The sequence below is a fragment of the Gilliamella sp. X-57 genome (genome assembly GCF_057063565.1).
In genome coordinates, this window is sequence record NZ_JBXSQI010000006.1 from 21351 (window position 1) to 38859 (window position 17509).

At 36.7% G+C, this 17509-nt stretch carries 18 protein-coding genes and 1 CRISPR repeat array; of the genes, 10 read left to right on the plus strand and 8 right to left on the minus strand.

Translation table 11 applies throughout. From position 1 onward, the window contains the following. Window positions 1-145 precede the first annotated feature (145 nt). From ACYIAL_RS04135 to nlpD, 3 genes are all read right to left on the minus strand, one after another. Window positions 146-724, minus strand: coding sequence for a thymidine kinase (locus tag ACYIAL_RS04135; protein ID WP_065637863.1), 579 nt, complete (start codon window positions 722-724; stop codon window positions 146-148). 115 nt (window positions 725-839) lie between these two features. Further along, window positions 840-1592 (minus strand): 2,3-diphosphoglycerate-dependent phosphoglycerate mutase, encoded by a 753-nt coding sequence (gpmA, locus tag ACYIAL_RS04140; protein ID WP_065637836.1) that lies wholly within the window; start codon window positions 1590-1592, stop codon window positions 840-842. Between the two features lie 121 nt (window positions 1593-1713). Next, window positions 1714-2784 (minus strand): murein hydrolase activator NlpD, encoded by a 1071-nt coding sequence (gene nlpD, locus ACYIAL_RS04145; RefSeq protein ID WP_483751057.1) that lies wholly within the window; start codon window positions 2782-2784, stop codon window positions 1714-1716. Between the two features lie 425 nt (window positions 2785-3209). Here nlpD and rsmI point away from each other — a divergent pair, with 425 nt between their 5' ends. From rsmI to moeA, 3 genes are all read left to right on the plus strand, one after another. Then, window positions 3210-4037 (plus strand): 16S rRNA (cytidine(1402)-2'-O)-methyltransferase, encoded by an 828-nt coding sequence (rsmI, locus tag ACYIAL_RS04150; RefSeq protein WP_483751058.1) that lies wholly within the window; start codon window positions 3210-3212, stop codon window positions 4035-4037. Between the two features lie 1006 nt (window positions 4038-5043). After that, complete coding sequence (gene ychF, locus ACYIAL_RS04155) at window positions 5044-6135, plus strand: redox-regulated ATPase YchF (protein ID WP_160431299.1); 1092 nt, start codon at window positions 5044-5046, stop codon at window positions 6133-6135. Between the two features lie 164 nt (window positions 6136-6299). After that, window positions 6300-7526, plus strand: a complete 1227-nt coding sequence (gene moeA / locus ACYIAL_RS04160; RefSeq protein WP_483751059.1) for a molybdopterin molybdotransferase MoeA — start codon at window positions 6300-6302, stop codon at window positions 7524-7526. Window positions 7527-7834: 308 nt separating this feature from the next. On the opposite strand, the gene ACYIAL_RS04165 is transcribed toward moeA, so the two are convergent. Further along, entirely contained in the window at window positions 7835-8830 is a 996-nt protein-coding gene (locus ACYIAL_RS04165; protein ID WP_483751060.1) for a hypothetical protein, read from the minus strand. An 831-nt stretch (window positions 8831-9661) separates the two neighbouring features. Continuing rightward, a CRISPR array of direct repeats spans window positions 9662-9934; the repeat unit is 29 nt; unit sequence CGGTTTATCCCTATGTGCATAGGGAACAG. A gap of 498 nt (window positions 9935-10432) precedes the next feature. Here ACYIAL_RS04165 and ACYIAL_RS04170 point away from each other — a divergent pair. Continuing rightward, the gene (locus ACYIAL_RS04170) at window positions 10433-10585 is read left to right on the plus strand and encodes an integrase core domain-containing protein (RefSeq protein ID WP_194240589.1); all 153 of its coding nucleotides are present in this window, start codon (window positions 10433-10435) and stop codon (window positions 10583-10585) included. Window positions 10586-10636: 51 nt separating this feature from the next. On the opposite strand, the gene ACYIAL_RS04175 is transcribed toward ACYIAL_RS04170, so the two are convergent. The 4 genes from ACYIAL_RS04175 to folB all read right to left on the minus strand — a co-directional run bounded on the left by ACYIAL_RS04175 (window position 10637) and on the right by folB (window position 12740). Further along, entirely contained in the window at window positions 10637-11065 is a 429-nt protein-coding gene (locus ACYIAL_RS04175) for an EamA family transporter (protein ID WP_483751061.1), read from the minus strand. Window position 11066: 1 nt separating this feature from the next. Further along, a complete protein-coding gene (locus ACYIAL_RS04180) occupies window positions 11067-11273 on the minus strand; it encodes a hypothetical protein (RefSeq protein ID WP_174796357.1) in 207 nt (68 codons plus the stop codon). A 64-nt stretch (window positions 11274-11337) separates the two neighbouring features. Next, entirely contained in the window at window positions 11338-12339 is a 1002-nt protein-coding gene (locus ACYIAL_RS04185; protein WP_483751062.1) for an MBL fold metallo-hydrolase, read from the minus strand. 29 nt (window positions 12340-12368) lie between these two features. Then, on the minus strand, window positions 12369-12740 hold the full coding sequence (gene folB, locus ACYIAL_RS04190; protein WP_483751063.1) for a dihydroneopterin aldolase: 372 nt from the start codon (window positions 12738-12740) through the stop codon (window positions 12369-12371). Window positions 12741-12837: 97 nt separating this feature from the next. On the opposite strand from folB, the gene rsmE reads away from it, so the two are divergent. From rsmE to purM, 6 genes are all read left to right on the plus strand, one after another. Then, entirely contained in the window at window positions 12838-13563 is a 726-nt protein-coding gene (gene rsmE / locus ACYIAL_RS04195) for a 16S rRNA (uracil(1498)-N(3))-methyltransferase (protein WP_174796354.1), read from the plus strand. A 178-nt stretch (window positions 13564-13741) separates the two neighbouring features. Further along, window positions 13742-14698 carry a glutathione synthase gene (gshB, locus tag ACYIAL_RS04200; RefSeq protein ID WP_483751064.1) on the plus strand — a complete coding sequence of 319 codons (957 nt, stop codon included), beginning with the start codon at window positions 13742-13744 and terminating at the stop codon, window positions 14696-14698. Between the two features lie 3 nt (window positions 14699-14701). Beyond that, window positions 14702-15154, plus strand: a complete 453-nt coding sequence (locus tag ACYIAL_RS04205) for a GNAT family N-acetyltransferase (RefSeq protein ID WP_065637849.1) — start codon at window positions 14702-14704, stop codon at window positions 15152-15154. 21 nt (window positions 15155-15175) lie between these two features. Continuing rightward, a complete protein-coding gene (locus tag ACYIAL_RS04210; protein WP_174796352.1) occupies window positions 15176-15733 on the plus strand; it encodes a YqgE/AlgH family protein in 558 nt (185 codons plus the stop codon). A 3-nt stretch (window positions 15734-15736) separates the two neighbouring features. After that, the gene (gene ruvX / locus ACYIAL_RS04215; protein WP_174796351.1) at window positions 15737-16147 is read left to right on the plus strand and encodes a Holliday junction resolvase RuvX; all 411 of its coding nucleotides are present in this window, start codon (window positions 15737-15739) and stop codon (window positions 16145-16147) included. Between the two features lie 100 nt (window positions 16148-16247). Further along, window positions 16248-17285: a phosphoribosylformylglycinamidine cyclo-ligase gene (gene purM, locus ACYIAL_RS04220; RefSeq protein ID WP_483751065.1), complete on the plus strand. Its 1038-nt coding sequence runs from the start codon at window positions 16248-16250 to the stop codon at window positions 17283-17285. The last annotated feature ends 224 nt before the right edge of the window (window positions 17286-17509 follow it).

Consider the following 17509-nt stretch of genomic DNA (forward strand, 5'->3'; position numbering starts at 1 on the left):
CGTTTCAGTTAATATGACATAAAATAAAAAGAATCAATAAAAGAAAATCGTAAAAATGAGAGATCATTCACACTTTTTCGATATTATAGCATCACATGCATAAATGTGATTTATAGACCAAAATAAGTGTGAAATATTTAGATGATCAGTCTTTAGGTCTTATTTGTCCAGCCTTCCAATGTTTTCGACAAACCGAGTGATATTCACTGTCACCAAGATGGATGGAGTTACCAAATTTAACAATTTGACCATCTTGCCCTTCTAATAAGATCATAGTCGCTTTTTTGCCACACCAACAGACGGTTTTGAGTTCTCTAAAATTATCGGCAATTTCAAGTAGCGTTTTAGATCCTTCGAACAGGTGCCCCATATAATCCGTTTTAATGCCAAAGAACATGATTGGCACGCCATATTCGTCGCACACATCTGATAACTTCCAGATAGTATTGCGCGATAAAAACTGGCTTTCGTCGATGAGTATACAAGCATAGTTGCTTTGTTTGATGTGATCAATAATATCATCAACCGTTGTATCATCAAGCTGTAACGCCTTTTTACGTAATCCTAAACGAGAGACGATTTCGACAGCCGAATCGCGCGTGTCGACCGATGATTTGAGCAGTAACGTTTGCATATTATTACTTAAGTAGTTGTGATCAATTTGCAACAGTTCGGTGGATTTTCCGGCATTCATTACGCCATAGATATAATAGATTTTAGACAAAATAACGCTCTCAAAATGAAAATAAATCAATAAAATTGAATGAATAAAAAGCCATAATGTAGACAATAAAAAAGGTAAGTTAAATAACCTACCTTTTTATTTGTTTAAGGAATAATTATTTTGCTTTGCCTTGGTTTGCAACAGCTGCTTGTTTGGCAGCGATTTCGTCAGCATTACCTAAATAGTAGTGTTTAATGACTTTCATGTTGTCGTCAAATTCATACACTAATGGTACACCCGTTGGGATATTAAGTTCGATAATATCATCATCGCTGATGTTATCTAAATGTTTTACAAGCGCGCGTAGTGAGTTACCATGAGCGGCAATAATAACACGTTCACCTTTAGCAACGCGTGGCGCAATGGTTGACTCCCAATAAGGTAATACGCGTTTAATCGTTAATGCTAAACTTTCAGTTAACGGTAATTCTGATTCAGGTAATTTGCTGTAACGTGAATCGTGCCCCGGAAAACGCTCATCTGATTTTTCAAGCGCTGGAGGTGTGATTGCAAAACCACGACGCCATAATTTTACTTGATCATCGCCATATTTTGCTGCCGTTTCAGCTTTGTTTAAGCCTTGTAATGCACCATAGTGACGTTCGTTTAGTTTCCAGCTTTTTTCAACCGGTAACCATGCTTGATCGACTTCATCTAAAACGTGCCATAATGTGTGAATGGCGCGTTTTAATACTGAAGTGTAAGCATAATCAAATGTGAAACCTTCTTTTTTTAGTAATTTACCTGCTTCAGCAGCTTCTTTATTACCTTTGTCAGATAAATCAACATCAGTCCAACCACAAAAACGGTTTTCTTGGTTCCAAACACTCTCTCCATGCCGAATTAGCACTAATTTTTTAACAGCCATGAATATCACTCCTTTATTACGTAAATTTAATTTTAGTGTATTTTGTTTATAGACATGCTCTGTGATTACCGTGCATGTCATCTGTTTTGGGTTAACCTTTTCTATTAACCCAAAACGTTTATTATTTTGATAAATATTTTAATGGATCAACGGATTGTGCTTTGTAGCGAATTTCAAAGTGCAATCTGACCGACGAAGTGCCTGTTGCTCCCATTGTGGCAATTTGTTCACCCGCGCGCACGAACTGCTGTTCCTTTACTAATATAGATTGGTTGTGCGCATACGCCGTTAAATAGTCATCATTATGTTTAACGATAATTAAATTGCCATAACCCGGTAACGCATTGCCTGAATACACAACCCGCCCATCAGCTGCGGCCATGACTTTATCGCCAACTGAGCCTGATATATCAATACCTTTGCTTGCATTTGAGAATCTTTCAATAATCTTACCGCGTGCAGGCCATCGCCATGCAATATTAGAAACTTTTGATTTTGATGTGCTTACTGCAGCTGCACTACTAGAGGAATCATCTAAAGGTTCAATGATGGTTTCAGTTGTTTGAGTTGTAGTCGGTTTTTGATTTTTACCCGTTGTGGTAATCGAAGTAGTTGTTGTTTTGGTTATTGTTGGTTTGGTTTTGGCTTGCCCAATTGCAATAGCTGAGTTATTGCTATTTGTTTTATTTGCTGGTGTATGGTTTGTTGTAGTTTGTTTGGTTACCACAACAGTTCCACCACTCACATCTAATACTTGTCCAACATTAACGGCAAAAGGTTCTTTGATATTATTTTTAGCTGCTAATGAACGGTAATCATTGCCAGTTACCCACGCAATATAAAATAAAGTATCGCCACGCTTAACTGTATAGGTGTCACCTTGATATCCACCTTTTGGAATGTCATCATAATTACGGTTATAAACAATACGCTCATTACTAATTACCGTACCATTACTGCTAGTGCTGTTAGCGGTATGAGAATTTGACGCTGTTGACTGTCTTGATGATGGTGGATTATAAGTCGTAGGAGCAGATCGACCACTCGTTGAAATATTTGCTGGTGGTTTGGTATAAACAGAAGACGTCGACGCCCCTCCTGCGCCAGAAATATCTTCGATTTCAGCCTGTTCTGTTTGTGTACACGCAGCAATCAATAAACTTAAGCAACTTAATGTAAGTATTTTTTTCAAAGCAACACCTTTCATTCGTGAATATTGTTTTTTCCGCTATTTTTAGTGTTAAATAGCGTTTTTATATATACCGTTTTATTAGCACATTTTAGCGGTTTTATAGCAAAAAGCTATTATATTAATGACTTATAGCTTAAATCAATAAATTCATCCAAAATTTGGTGATTTATAACCGCTGGCATTCAATTTATGTTAGCATAATGCCACTATTTGTTAATCTATGTTAATCCATTGTTAATCAAAATATAAGCTAAATCTGTACATGAGCAATTTTGCTACAAGCGAGCTATTTTTTGCAGCTATTGATTAACTATTTATTTGGCTTTGTCGGATTTATTTTGAAAGTAGTGAGTATATACAATAAAATAGGCTTTCGTACAGTATCTTTACCGTATTTCTATAAAAATTTAATGTGATTTAAAATAATGACTTTATATATTGTTGCCACCCCTATTGGAAACTTAGATGATATTACGCTCAGAGCCATCAATACACTTAAAAGTGTCGATCTGATTGCGGCTGAAGATACTCGCCACAGCGGATTACTTTTACAACATCTTGGTATTAAAGCAAAGTTATTTGCCTTGCATGACCATAATGAACACGACAAAGCCAATTTTTTGATCGAAAAACTTAAATCAGGCTTATCAATTGCTTTGATTTCAGATGCCGGTACGCCGTTAATTAATGATCCGGGTTATCATCTAGTTAAAGCCTGTCGAGACAATGGAATAAACGTTGTCCCTGTCCCTGGTGCCTGCGCTGCAATAGCTGCTTTATCAGTTGCTGGACTCCCCTCAGATAAGTTTACTTATGAAGGATTTTTGCCGGCTAAAAGCAAAGCCCGCCAAGATTGCCTTATAAAATTACTAGACGAACCACGAACAATGATTTTTTATGAATCAACACACCGTCTACTAGACTCGCTTAGTGATATGCAAACTATTTTTGGCGCTAATAAACACATTGTATTAGCTAAAGAACTGACCAAAACGTGGGAGACTATTGTCAGTTTTACCGTTAGCCAGTTAATTGAATGGTTAAATGAAGATACTAACAGACAAAAAGGTGAATTTGTGCTGATCGTTGAAGGCCATGCAAAAACAGAGAATGATATCGACCAAAAGGTAATTAGTACGCTTAAATTATTACAAAAAGAGCTACCACTCAAAAAAGCAGCCGCTATCACTGCTGAGATCTATGGACTGAAAAAAAACCAACTTTACCAAATTGGTTTAAATGCAGAGCAATAATGAAACCGCTAAACAGTGCTTATAAAAAACATTTATAACCAAAATTTTTAACAACGATTTATGGCAAGCCATAACTGAGTACAAGTAAGATGATTATTGCCAATCTGTTTAATGTGTAGCAAAACGTCTAGCTGTTACACTTCATGATTAACATAATCATCTAAAAACTCATAAGGCGTTTTGCAAAAAATCGCTCAAACTTTTTCTTTCTTTCGTTTGAACCGCTAACAATTTGCTGATTATGCCACATCATCATTAAAGTCGGTATCTCGCTTACCACTTACCCATTCATTTGAAAAATGCTAGGTTTTGTGAATTTTTAATTGATATTAGGTGAATATACATTTTAACAAATGAGAAACCGCAAATGCTCAATTAAGTACCAAACGGTATAGAATCCTGAATATTTTTTACAAAAAATATAACTTAAAACGTAACCATCACATCATTAAAGTACCTATCTTTTTCTCATTTGTTCGTTGGCTGTCAAATTTATGAATTTTGATTATTAATAGGGTTATCACACGTTTTAATAAATGGGATACGTGAAGTCTTAATTAATCACCAAACGGTATAGAATCCTGAATATTTTTTACAAAAATATAACTTAAAAAATGAATAGTTATGTAACTACCCCCCATCTGAGCACACAAATCACCTAAAAAATAACGCCACCTGCTTTCGTGTTTTATATGCAATGGGCGTCTTGTTATTTAATGTCTTATAAGGTCTTTCGGTTTGATAAATGGTTGGATGCCTAACCATAAAACGTTTAGCCAAATCGGTGACAATTATTTTCTTTATAATTTAAACACTTTATCTATTGTCTGGGATACTGTTTTATGGATATTCATTACAGTCGTTTCTCAAATTACTGTAAATAACGTGAGTAATTCTGACATTTATTGGTTGATCTATCGATAAGAATATTGGCACAAATAGCACAATTTAGTATATAATCGCCCCTTATTTTTAAGACATTTTATGACAAAAGGTAACAAACAGTATGGGATTTAAATGTGGGATTGTCGGACTACCCAATGTAGGGAAGTCAACGCTTTTTAACGCACTAACCAAAGCAGGTATTGAGGCAGCTAACTTTCCATTTTGTACTATCGAGCCAAACACTGGGGTTGTACCAATGCCCGATCCACGTTTAGATGAACTGGCTAAAATTGTCAAACCTCAGCGCACGTTGCCAACCACCATGGAATTTGTTGATATTGCTGGTTTAGTTAAAGGCGCATCAAAAGGTGAAGGTTTAGGAAATCAATTTTTGGCTAACATTCGCGAAACCGAAGCGATCGGTCATGTTGTGCGTTGCTTTGAAAACGACAATATTATTCACGTCGCAGGCAAAATAGATCCTGCTGAAGATATCGAAATTATTAACACCGAACTTGCCCTATCCGACCTTGAAGCTTGCGAACGTGCAATAACACGCCTGCAAAAACGCGCTAAAGGTGGCGATAAAGACGCTAAATTTGAGTTAGAAATCCTTGAAAAGTGTTTACCACACTTAGAACAAGGTAAAAAGTTATTGTTACTGAATTTAAGTAAAGAAGAACTTGATGCAATTAAGTACTTGAGCTTTTTAACTTTAAAACCAACTATGTATATCGCTAATGTGAATGAAGATGGTTTTGAAAACAATCCTTATTTAGATAAAGTCAAAGCGATAGCTGAACAAGAAAAAGCTGTGGTAGTCCCTGTTTGTGCGGCAATTGAAGCAGAGCTTGCCGAACTGGATGATGCCGATCGTGATGAGTTTATGCAAGATTTAGGCTTAACCGAACCTGGCTTAAATCGGGTGATTCGCGCTGGATACAGCTTACTTAACCTGCAAACTTATTTTACCGCAGGTGTTAAAGAAGTTCGCGCGTGGACAATTTCGGTTGGCGATACCGCACCACAAGCAGCAGGAAAAATTCATACCGATTTCGAAAAAGGCTTTATTCGTGCTCAAACCATTGCTTTTGATGATTTTATTAAATACGGTGGCGAACAAGGCGCTAAAGAAGCAGGCAAAATGCGCGCTGAAGGTAAAGATTATATCGTGCAAGATGGCGATATTATGAACTTCTTATTTAATGTATAGCTGATTATTTTACGTCGCCTTTTGGCGACGTTGTTATATTGATGTTCATAATAACTAATTAATATTGATATAAAATTTATTTTTTACTTAAACGTAGTGTTACCTGAAACTTCTTGTCAACTGATCCAATAATAGATTGGTAAATATAAGGACAGTCCACTGTTATGTTACTCACTTTTCAACAAGCCAAACAGCAAGTACTACAAAGCGTATCAACCGTAAAATCACTCACTAGCGAAAAAGTCGGACTATTTGATGCGCTAGATCGAATCACTGCTGAGAATGTGATTTCACCGATTAATGTGCCACGGTTCGATAATTCTGCGATGGATGGTTATGCGATTCGATTAGCGGATCTTAAACAATCAACCTTGTTACCACAAGCAGGGGCGATTTTTGCGGGCGATGATATAAGCAATCTTAATTGGCCAAAAGGTACTTGTTTGCGTATTATGACAGGTGCGCCTGTGCCTAATGATGCTGATGCCGTTGTTATGCAAGAGCAGACTGAAAAATCTGATTTGGGGATTGCCCTTTTAGGTAACATAAAAGCTGGCGATAATATTCGTCGTATAGGTGAAGATGTTAAAAAAGGTGCGATCACAGTCAACAAAGGGACTAAATTAACGATACCAACACTATCGACACTTGCAACATTCGGCATTAGTGATCTTGTTGTCTTTAAAAAGTTAAAAGTTGCTATCTTATCAACTGGTGATGAGTTAACGCCAATTGGTCAGCCATTATCTGGCAATGGCGCTATTTATGACAGCAACCGCTTTACACTAAAATTATTATTGGCCAAACTTAACTGCGAAATAATTGATCTCGGTATTATTCCTGATGATCCAACCCAAATCAAACAAGCGCTAATAACCGCATCTAACCAAGCGGATTTAGTGATAACCAGTGGTGGTGTTTCGGTGGGGGATGCCGATTATACCAAAACAGCACTTGAAACATTAGGACAAATTAATTTTTGGAAAATTGCAATGAAACCAGGCAAGCCTTTCGCCTTTGGCAAAATTGGCAATGCGCTATTTTGTGGTTTACCTGGTAATCCCGTTTCAACTTTAGTGACGTTTTATCAATTGGTACAACCACTAATTTTAGTGCTTTCAGGACAACAACTCACATCAATCGATTTATCTTTCAAAGTAAAAATTGCAACTAGCGTCAAAAAAAGAATCGGGCGATTAGATTTTCAAAGAGGAATATTACAAATTAATGAACAAGGTGAGTTAGAAGTAACAACAACCGGTCAACAAGGTTCTCATATTACGCAGTCATTTAACCAAGCTAACTGTTTTATTGTGCTTGAACAAGATCGTGGTCATGTCAACAAAGGCGAAATGGTGACCGTTGAACTGTTTAATCAGTTACTTAAGTAAGTTGTGATGTAAACTATAGCTAACTATTATGTGTCTAATAGTTAGCTATAGGAATTCCTCGCGTTGTTTTCAGTAATTTGAGAAAATATAGTAATGAATATACATAAAAAAACAACATTAACGCCTTATCATAGACAAGAAATATGACGTCTATATCATAAAGAAAAATAACCGCAACTGATTTGGCTAACCGCTTTATGGTCAGTCGCTAGGCCATTTATAGCGATCTAAAGAAAGCTCGCTTGAACTTTCTTGTTCCTTTAACCAGTAGGAATATCGGCGTGTTCCTGCAGATTAACAAATAAAGACTAAGGAGTAACGCAAACAGTATTTCTATAGTTGCCTTTCCAATCTCTCATCACAGGTCCACCGGACAGGTCCGTTCCGTACACGTGGTCACTATCCCCCGCCCAATCACTCGTCCAAATCCACATAGCGGGGTAGAGATCATCAATATAATACACCGGCCATCCCCACTCAGTTACAAATCCAGCCCCTATTCGGCGCTGGACACCATTATAAGGTGACGACGGCATGGCACCGAACTTACTACCTGGACACTCAAAGTAGGGGTTGGTAGAATCCTTACCATCACCCCGATCAATACAGACTGCATTGGTCAGGTCTTTGACCTGTGGCAAACGATACCCCAAGCTAGGACACCAAGCTTCTTGCTCTTGAAAGGTCCCCCCCCACCCTTTCCCCGGTACATATTTATAATCATCACGGATCACAAACCACTTCTGCAGGACAAACCCATATTTAATTACCTCGTTCCCCCCGCTATCTCTACCTATTATCTCAAAGGTCTGTGGTAACCTTGGCACAGCAATTCGACTTGGGTACGGATTTTGCTTTTGAGAGTTTGCCTCTGGACCTTTTAGCGTAACCTTAAGAAAAGACATGCTTCTATTTATACCTCTACACACATCAAATTCGATCTCTAAGCATCGTATTTTTGTTACTCTTTCCAACAATATGGTGATGATCCCCTCATGCGGGGATGACTCCCATATCAATTCATCGACCTCTCCAACCATGAGTAAATAAAAATAAAGCCCATCAGCTCCTGTAGTTGGAAAATTTAGCGCATATGATGCCGGATTGGTTGATTGGACTAAGGCTCCATAATCTGGATCCCATATACCAGGGATAGTATACCTGGTTGGTCCGTGGTCTTCAAGAATAGGTCTTACATACTTGAGCTCTCCCCATTGTAACGATGGTAGTATTATGGCATCACTACGATTATCCCCTCGACCATTTTGACCTGCCAATGCTGGCAAATGCCATAAACATGACAATAATAACAATGCCAACAGGACTTTTCGGGATAATTTTGATAGTGATTTGAGAAATAACTTCGAGAATATAAACGAGGCAAGAGGAAAAACGCATCTGATGCATCTATTTGATAAATTTAAAACATAGGTTTGCCAGTGCTGGTGTCTGGTGTCTAAAATGATAATGCATTACTGTTCACCCGTCAAGTAAATTTATGTTTTATTTCGATTTTTTATATCCATTTGCTTATTAAATAAGCTGATTTTTAAAAATCGGTGAAAGTATAACCGTTTTAAAAAAGCTTGGCTAGTTTTTTTGGGGGATTTTTGGGCGAAAATTATTTAGGAGTGACTTTGATTAAGTTTTATGAAATGCCTTAATAGATTGAAATATTATTAATAAGCAAAAAATAAAATGAAATCAATATATTTCCTGACAATTTTTTGCCTAATATTGAGGCTTTTGTTTAGATTGGTGGAATGGATTGGGTGTAGTGGTTTCGGGCATGTACAGCTTAGATGTTCAAAATAGCTATAGTGACCAGTCTGAGTTAGGGAATTATAGCGAATTCCCTAACATGACAATGCGGTAGCGGAGGCGGCATTTAAAACAATTAAAACCGAGTTTGTAAAAGGCCAACGTTTCAACTCAACAGCTGAGTTATAACGCGATTTTTCGGCTTATGCCTATTGGTATAATCAGAAACGATTACATTCTTCGTTAGGCTACTTGCCTCCCGTCGAATTAAAAAAACATTTACCTCCGTCATTTTTTGTTTGAAAATGTGTTGCCATTCCATTCTTTATACTCTAAATATTTATCCCAAAGAAGTTGCCTCAACATCATTCGTGCGGTTTATCCCTATGTGCATAGGGAACAGACTCATTACGCTATCAATTGATGCTTTAGCGTCGGTTTATCCCTATGTGCATAGGGAACAGTTCTCCTGTTTGAACATCATCAATAATAGTTCCGGTTTATCCCTATGTGCATAGGGAACAGAATGACTGATAATTTCTGTTCTGATTTAATTGCGGTTTATCCCTATGTGCATAGGGAACAGTGAACCCGTACGGCTCAATATGCTCGACATCACGGTTTATCCCTATGTGCATAGGGAACAGACCAATTATAACATTTTGTTTTATAATTAAAATATTTTAGTTTAAATTTCTACCAACTTTTTTAATTATTCTTAAAATAACAATGATTTTATAACACATTGTTTTTATTAAATTAATATTAAAAATAAGATAGAGAATATGGCGCTTTTTTTATTCTACCAATTAATCTTTAAATTTCTTATAGTTATAACATAGTTAGCAATAAAACAAGGTATTTCTTTATTAAAAAAAGCACAATTTTTGTTAAAAATATTCAGGATTCTATACCGTTTCAGCGTGAAATTATTTTAAATTTAATGAGTTAATAAATTTTATTGATAAAGAATAATATACCATTTAATGTATTTATTCCGATAATGATCGTGAATATCAAGGCACAAGTGAACACCTATTTGTTAAAACAGGTAATACACTATAATATCAATCAAAAATTTACCAAACCAACTTACCCACAAACGAATGGCAAAGTGGAAAGAGTGATACGAACTTTGAATTGCGATATGGCATAATCAGCAAATATTCAGCGAAAAAGATAGGCAACAAAAATTTAAGCGATTTATTAACTTTTATAATACCGTTAAACCGCATAAAGCGATTTCAGGGAAAACGCCTTATGCGTTTTTAGAGGATTATTTTAGCCATGAAGTGTAAACAACTTGGCGTTTTCCTACAATTTAGCTATAGCAACAAATTGGCGCATGATTAAAATAACGCCACTAATATCGCACCAACTGCAATCATAGCGACACCAACGCCAGCTAACAACGAGATCTTTTCACCAAATAAAACAGCGGCAAACACAACAGCAAAAACCACACTTAACTTGTCGATTGGTGCAACTTGCGACACCTTGCCTTCTTTGATCGCCATAAAATAAAATAGCCAAGATAGCGCGCCAGCAATACCGCTCAATACAATAATGAGTAATGCCTTTTTATCATTAAAAAAGGTATTGATAAGGTTAAGTTTACCTTGAATAGCAACCACACCAACTAAAAAAATAGCCATCACAATAGCGCGGATGGCTGTTGCCGTGTTGGCATCAAGATGCTGTAAGCCAATTTTTCCTAAAATAGCAACACATGCCGCAGTAATAGCGGAAAGCAAAGCATAAAGAAGCCATGCGCTCATATTAGTATTTATCGATTTTAAATAGATATTGTTGATTGTTTGAATTAGCTTCACATTGTTGTGATTTATTCATAACGCCACGACAATCTTCTAAAACTCCGTGAGCTTTTGACCAATGGTAGGTTTTGCCTTTGTCGTTTTTTCCTCCACATCCGACTAACGTTAAGCTAAACATTAAACAAGATAATCCAATAACTACCGCTTTCATTTCTTTCTCCTTTTTTTGGCAAACGTATAAAAAATTAACCGTATTACGTTTGTTTTTATTTAGATTATTTTAATCTAGAATTGATGCGATTGATAGCTAAAGAACCGCCTATTTTTACAAGATGAAAAGTGCGCGCTTCTCGAAGTTCACTTAATAATTTAGGGGGTTCATCTAACGATTCGTCTGCAAGTTCAAATGCCCCCCAATGGATAGCAACGGCTGAAAGGCATTGTAATTCATCATACAATTGTACAGCTTGTTTTGGATCGATATGCTGTGATTGCATATACCAACGTGGCGCATAAGCACCAATGGGAATTAGTGCCAAATCAATTGAAGGGAAACGCTGGGCAATTGCTTTTAGTTCAGAAGAATAACATGTATCCCCCATAAAATAGACTGTTATTAATTGATTTTGATTATCACTATTAGATTGAATCATCCAACCACACCACAATGCCTTATTTACATCCAATAACCCACGATTGCTCCAGTGTATAGCAGGTGTTGCCGAAAAACTAAGCCCATCAACAGTTACCCGATCCCACCAATCTAGTTCATTAACATACTTGGCCCCCCATCTTAATAATGTTCGCTTTAAACCAAGAGGAACCATCATCACAATATGAGGAAAACGCACAAGTAATTGGCGTATACTGTGATAATCAAGGTGATCATAATGATTATGTGAAATCACGATAAAATCTATTTGTGGTAGTTGATCGATGTTTAGCGCTGGCGGTGTTCGGCGTTTGGGCCCAATTAATTGTGAGGGTGAAGCCCGTTTAGAAAAGATAGGATCGGTCAATATCATTTTGCCACCTAAACGAATTAAGGTTGTTGAATGACCAATCCACCAAACCCTATCGCCTGATAAGCTAAAGTCTATTGGTTCAAACCATGTCTGATTAAAGGTTTGATAACCTACTTTAGGCGGTAACACTTTACGCGCTAAACGCCAACGCAAAAACTCACCTATTTTAATTTTAAAAGATCCATGGTGCCGAAGTCCTTTAGCTGTATGATGCATTTTTTTAGGCGTTAAATCTTGCTTTTGCTTTGTCATCGTTACAATCTTTTTTACAACGAGTTAGTTTAACAATTGGCCGTCCGTTCAATGACTACGGCAACATTTTGAGCATTAACTATCGCATTTGGTTTAGATACTTTAACTTTAAGCCAATTAACAGCAAATTGTTTAATAATCATTTCAGCAACTTTTTCTGCTACACATTCAATAAGTTCAAATGTCGAGGATTCAATAAATTGTGTGATGCTTTGACTAACTTTAAAATAATCTAAACAAAGAGAAACATTATCACTTTCTCCAGCTGGTTGGTTATCCCATGCCATTTCAAGATCGAGAATTAACTTTTGCTTAATGGTCTTTTCCCAATCATATACACCAATGGTGGTTAAAACCGTTAATCCTTCAATTAATACTCTATCTTTGCTATATGTGTTCATACCTGATTCCAAAAGCCTAGTTACAGTAAATAGAGATTACCGAATCTTGATAAATTACGCTATAATTTATTGCAAATAATATAATATATATGTAATTATGACTCGAATTTTTCAGCCTTTTACTATTGAACAAAATAGCGTTATTACTTTAGACGATAATGCATTTAACCATCTTATTCGCGTATTACGCATGAAAGTAGGTGAAAATATTATTCTATTTGATGGTTCAAACCATATTATTCCTGCTGTTATACAGGAAATCAATAAAAAATCAGTTACGGTAAAAACAGCAACAAGAATTTTGGATAATCGTGAATCGCCATTAGAAATTCATTTAGGGCAAGTTATTTCTCGTGGTGAAAAAATGGAATTTACTATTCAAAAATCGGTTGAATTGGGTGTCAGTAGTATTACTCCCCTACTTTCTGAACGTTGTGGTGTCAAGCTTGATGAAAGCAGGCTAGAAAAAAAAGTTCAACAATGGCAAAAAATCGTTATTTCTGCCTGTGAACAGTGTGGTCGCAACATAATCCCTGAGATTAAACCTGTCATGAAATTAGAAAGTTGGTGTGCTAACTTAACTACTGGATTAAAGCTTAATTTACATCCTAAAGCAAAACATGGTATAAAACAGCTCTGCAATGAACATACGCAAATCCATTTGCTGATTGGACCAGAAGGCGGGTTGTCCGCTAATGAAATTAGCATGACACATAATTATCAGTTTACCGATATTTTGCTCGGCCCACGCGTTTTGCGTACCGAAACGGCAGCACTAACAGCAATAACGGCTTTGCAAGTGCATTTAGGTGATCTTGGATAAATACATCAAAATACAGATGATAAGTAATGATTACTTTGCAACTGCGCTTGTAGCGAGTATGATATCACAAAGCACCGCGTTGAGTATGACCATAAAACATCTGTTAAGAAGTTTCAGAAAATATCAACGTTTTAGTATAAAATCCAATTAAACAAGATAACATCAGTAAGGAGTCATCATGATAAAACTGGGCATTGTAATGGATCCCATTAGTCATATCAAAATTAAAAAAGATTCCAGTTTTGCCATGCTACATGAAGCACAAAAACGTGGATATCAACTTTTTTATATGGAGATGAATGATCTCTTCTTACGAAATGGCGAAGCTTATGCAACAACACGCACATTAACAGTTTATAACGATAATCATCATTGGTTTGATGTAAGCGAAGAACAGAGCATACCATTAACTAACCTTGATGTTATTTTAATGCGTAAAGATCCCCCTTTTGATACTGAATATATTTATGCTACTTATATTTTAGAGCGTGCAGAAGCCAAAGGTGTATTAGTAGTGAATAAGCCACAAAGTTTGCGCGATTGTAACGAAAAGCTCTTTACTGCATGGTTTGCCGAGTTTACCCCTCAGACACTGGTTACTCGTCAAACTCAGCATATTAAAGCATTCCACCAAACACATCATGATATCATTTTAAAACCTCTTGACGGTATGGGTGGCTCATCTATATTTAGAATCAAACAAGACGATCCTAATGTTTCAGTGATTATTGAAACCTTAACCGAACATAACACTCGTTATTGCATGGCTCAAAACTTTATTCCTGCGATTAAAGACGGCGATAAACGTGTTTTAGTCGTCGATGGCGAGCCTGTACCTTATTGTTTAGCACGAATCCCACAGAAAGGTGAAACTCGCGGCAATCTTGCAGCAGGAGGGCATGGTGAAGTGAGGGCATTAAGCGAAAGTGATTGGCACATTGCTAAAAGCATCGCGCCAGTTTTAAAAGAAAAAGGTCTACTATTTGTAGGACTTGATATTATTGGTGATAAGTTAACTGAAATTAACGTTACCAGCCCAACTTGCATTCGCGAAATTGAAGCCGCCAATCCCGATCTGTCAATCACCGGTATGTTAATGGACGCAATTGAACATCGATTAAATAAAAAGAGTTAAGCAATGATTAGAGAATATAAGCCCGAAGATTTAAACAGCGTAATGGCAATATGGTTGCAAGGTAATTTGCAAGCTCATGAATTTATCAATCCAGAATTTTTTAAACAAAATTACGATTTAGTAAAAATGCTAATTCCAATGTCCACTTTATACGTGCAAGATCTTAACGGCGTACAAGGATTTATTGGTTTAACCGAAAACTATATTTCAGGACTGTTTGTTGATCAAGATCACCGTCGGCAAGGAATCGGTCACGCATTAGTTAACAAGGCAAAACAACGCCACAATGAATTGTTAGTGCATGTTTATAAAAAAAATAGTGCAGCGATTGATTTTTATCTTGCTCAGAATTTTGATATTGTTTCAGAATCGATCAATGAAGAAACCAATGAACCTGAATTATTAATGCGCTGTCATGTTGAACACAACGTAAAAATTGGCAAATGTGCTTTATAAAATTTACCGAAACGTGAACCTATGAATTTAAAAGATCATTTTATTATTGCTATGCCAACACTTGATGACTCGTTGTTTAGCCATTCGGTTATTTATATTTGTGAACATAATCGCGATGGCGCCATGGGCATTATAATAAATAAACCAATTATGGAACTTAACGTAGCAACCGTCCTTACACGATTAGAAATTACTTCGCCAACAAGTTGTGCTGAATTAGAGTATCCTGTATTTTGTGGTGGACCAATTGCCGAAGAGCAAGGATTTATTTTACATACCCCCCAGCAAGGATTTGCTTCAAGCATTCAGATTTCGGATGATGTGATGATTAGCACTTCGATTGATGCGCTTAAATCAATTGGTTCTCCCCAGCAACCTCAAGATATCTTTTTAGCATTAGGTTACTCAAGTTGGCAATCATTGCAACTAGAAGACGAAATTGCCCGCAATGATTGGTTAGTTGCCGATGCTGCTCCCCAAATTATCTATGAAGTCGCTATTGAGGAGCGTTGGCAAAAAGCCGCTGAATCGCTTGGCGTCAATATGAACACTATCTCACACCAAATGGGTAATGCATAACCTATGGCAACCATTATTGCATTTGATTTTGGCACGGCAAGTATTGGAGCAGCTATTGGTCAAGATATTACTAAAACCGCCAATCCTTTGTGCTCGTTTAAAGCTCGCGATGGTATTCCTAATTGGCAAGCTATCGAAAAAGTTTTAAATGAGTGGAAACCTGACTTTTTAGTAGTGGGATTACCGTTAAATATGGATGGCAGCGAACAACCGCTGACAGCAAGAGCGCGTAAATTTGCCAATCGTTTACATGGCATGTTTGGTTATCAAGTTCATTTACAAGATGAACGGTTATCAACCGTTGAAGCAAAATCCCACATTTTTGCTTCTCGTGGTTATCGTGCATTAGAAAAAGGTCATGTAGATGCAACTTCAGCCATCATTATTTTAGAAAGTTGGTTTGAAAATAATTAGCAATTTTTAATAAATTGGTTATTTTATCAATAATTAATCGCCATTAAATTCCATCCTTGCTAAAATAATCATCTACTTTCTATTGTAAGGATTGCTTGCTGTGTCAAATAATAAATCTCTCAGTTACAAAGATGCTGGTGTCGATATTGATGCTGGCAATGAACTTGTTGATCGCATCAAATCTGTCGTTAAAGAAACAACACGACCAGAGGTTATGGGTGGACTAGGCGGCTTTGGTGCACTATGTGCTATTCCTCAAAAATACAAAGAGCCGATATTAGTATCTGGCACTGATGGTGTAGGGACTAAATTACGCCTTGCAATGGATTTAAACCGTCATGAATCAATTGGTATTGATTTAGTAGCCATGTGTGTTAACGATTTGATTGTGCAAGGTGCCGAACCTTTATTTTTCCTTGATTATTATGCTACAGGCAAACTTAATGTTGATGTTGCAACGGCTGTAGTTACTGGCATTGCCGAGGGATGTAAACAATCAGGGTGCGCTTTAGTGGGTGGTGAAACGGCCGAAATGCCGGGTATGTACCATAATAATGATTATGATTTAGCTGGATTTTGCGTTGGCGTCGTTGAAAAATCTAAAATGATTGATGGCAGTAAAGTGCAAAACGGTGACGCATTAATTGCATTAGCTTCAAGTGGCGCTCATTCTAATGGCTATTCATTAGTGCGTAAAATTATCGAAGTCAGTGGTGTAAACCCAATAACCGAACAATTAGACGGCATACCACTTGCTGATCACCTACTTGCACCCACTAAGATCTATGTCAAGTCTGTCCTTGATCTTATCGCTCAAGTTGAGGTGCACGCCATTGCCCATATTACAGGTGGCGGATTTTGGGAAAACATTCCGCGTGTTTTACCTGACAATACTCAAGCAGTCATCAATGAATCAAGTTGGCAATGGCCAGCCATATTTGATTGGCTACAACAAGCTGGCAATGTTAGTCGTCACGAAATGTACCGAACTTTCAACTGTGGTGTCGGTTTAATTATCGCATTACCTAAACAATCAGCCGATAAAGCAATTAACTTACTAAATAACCATGGTGAAAAAGCGTGGTTATTAGGTGAAATTAAGCACGCTACATCAAGTGAACGTGTTATTATTAAGTAGTGAGTATTCTATTTGAGATATTATTCAACTTTAAACAAGTTGAATAATATCTATTTAGACTATTTCAAGTTTTATCGATTTAAATAATGCCCCATAGTTTAATTACCGATATATCATTGTTTTATTTTTTATATCTTTATCATTCGTCTATCCTTTAGCTTACAATTCCAACGATTTTACTCAAAAATTTAATATAAAAATAGCTCAAAGCAATCTGACTTTTT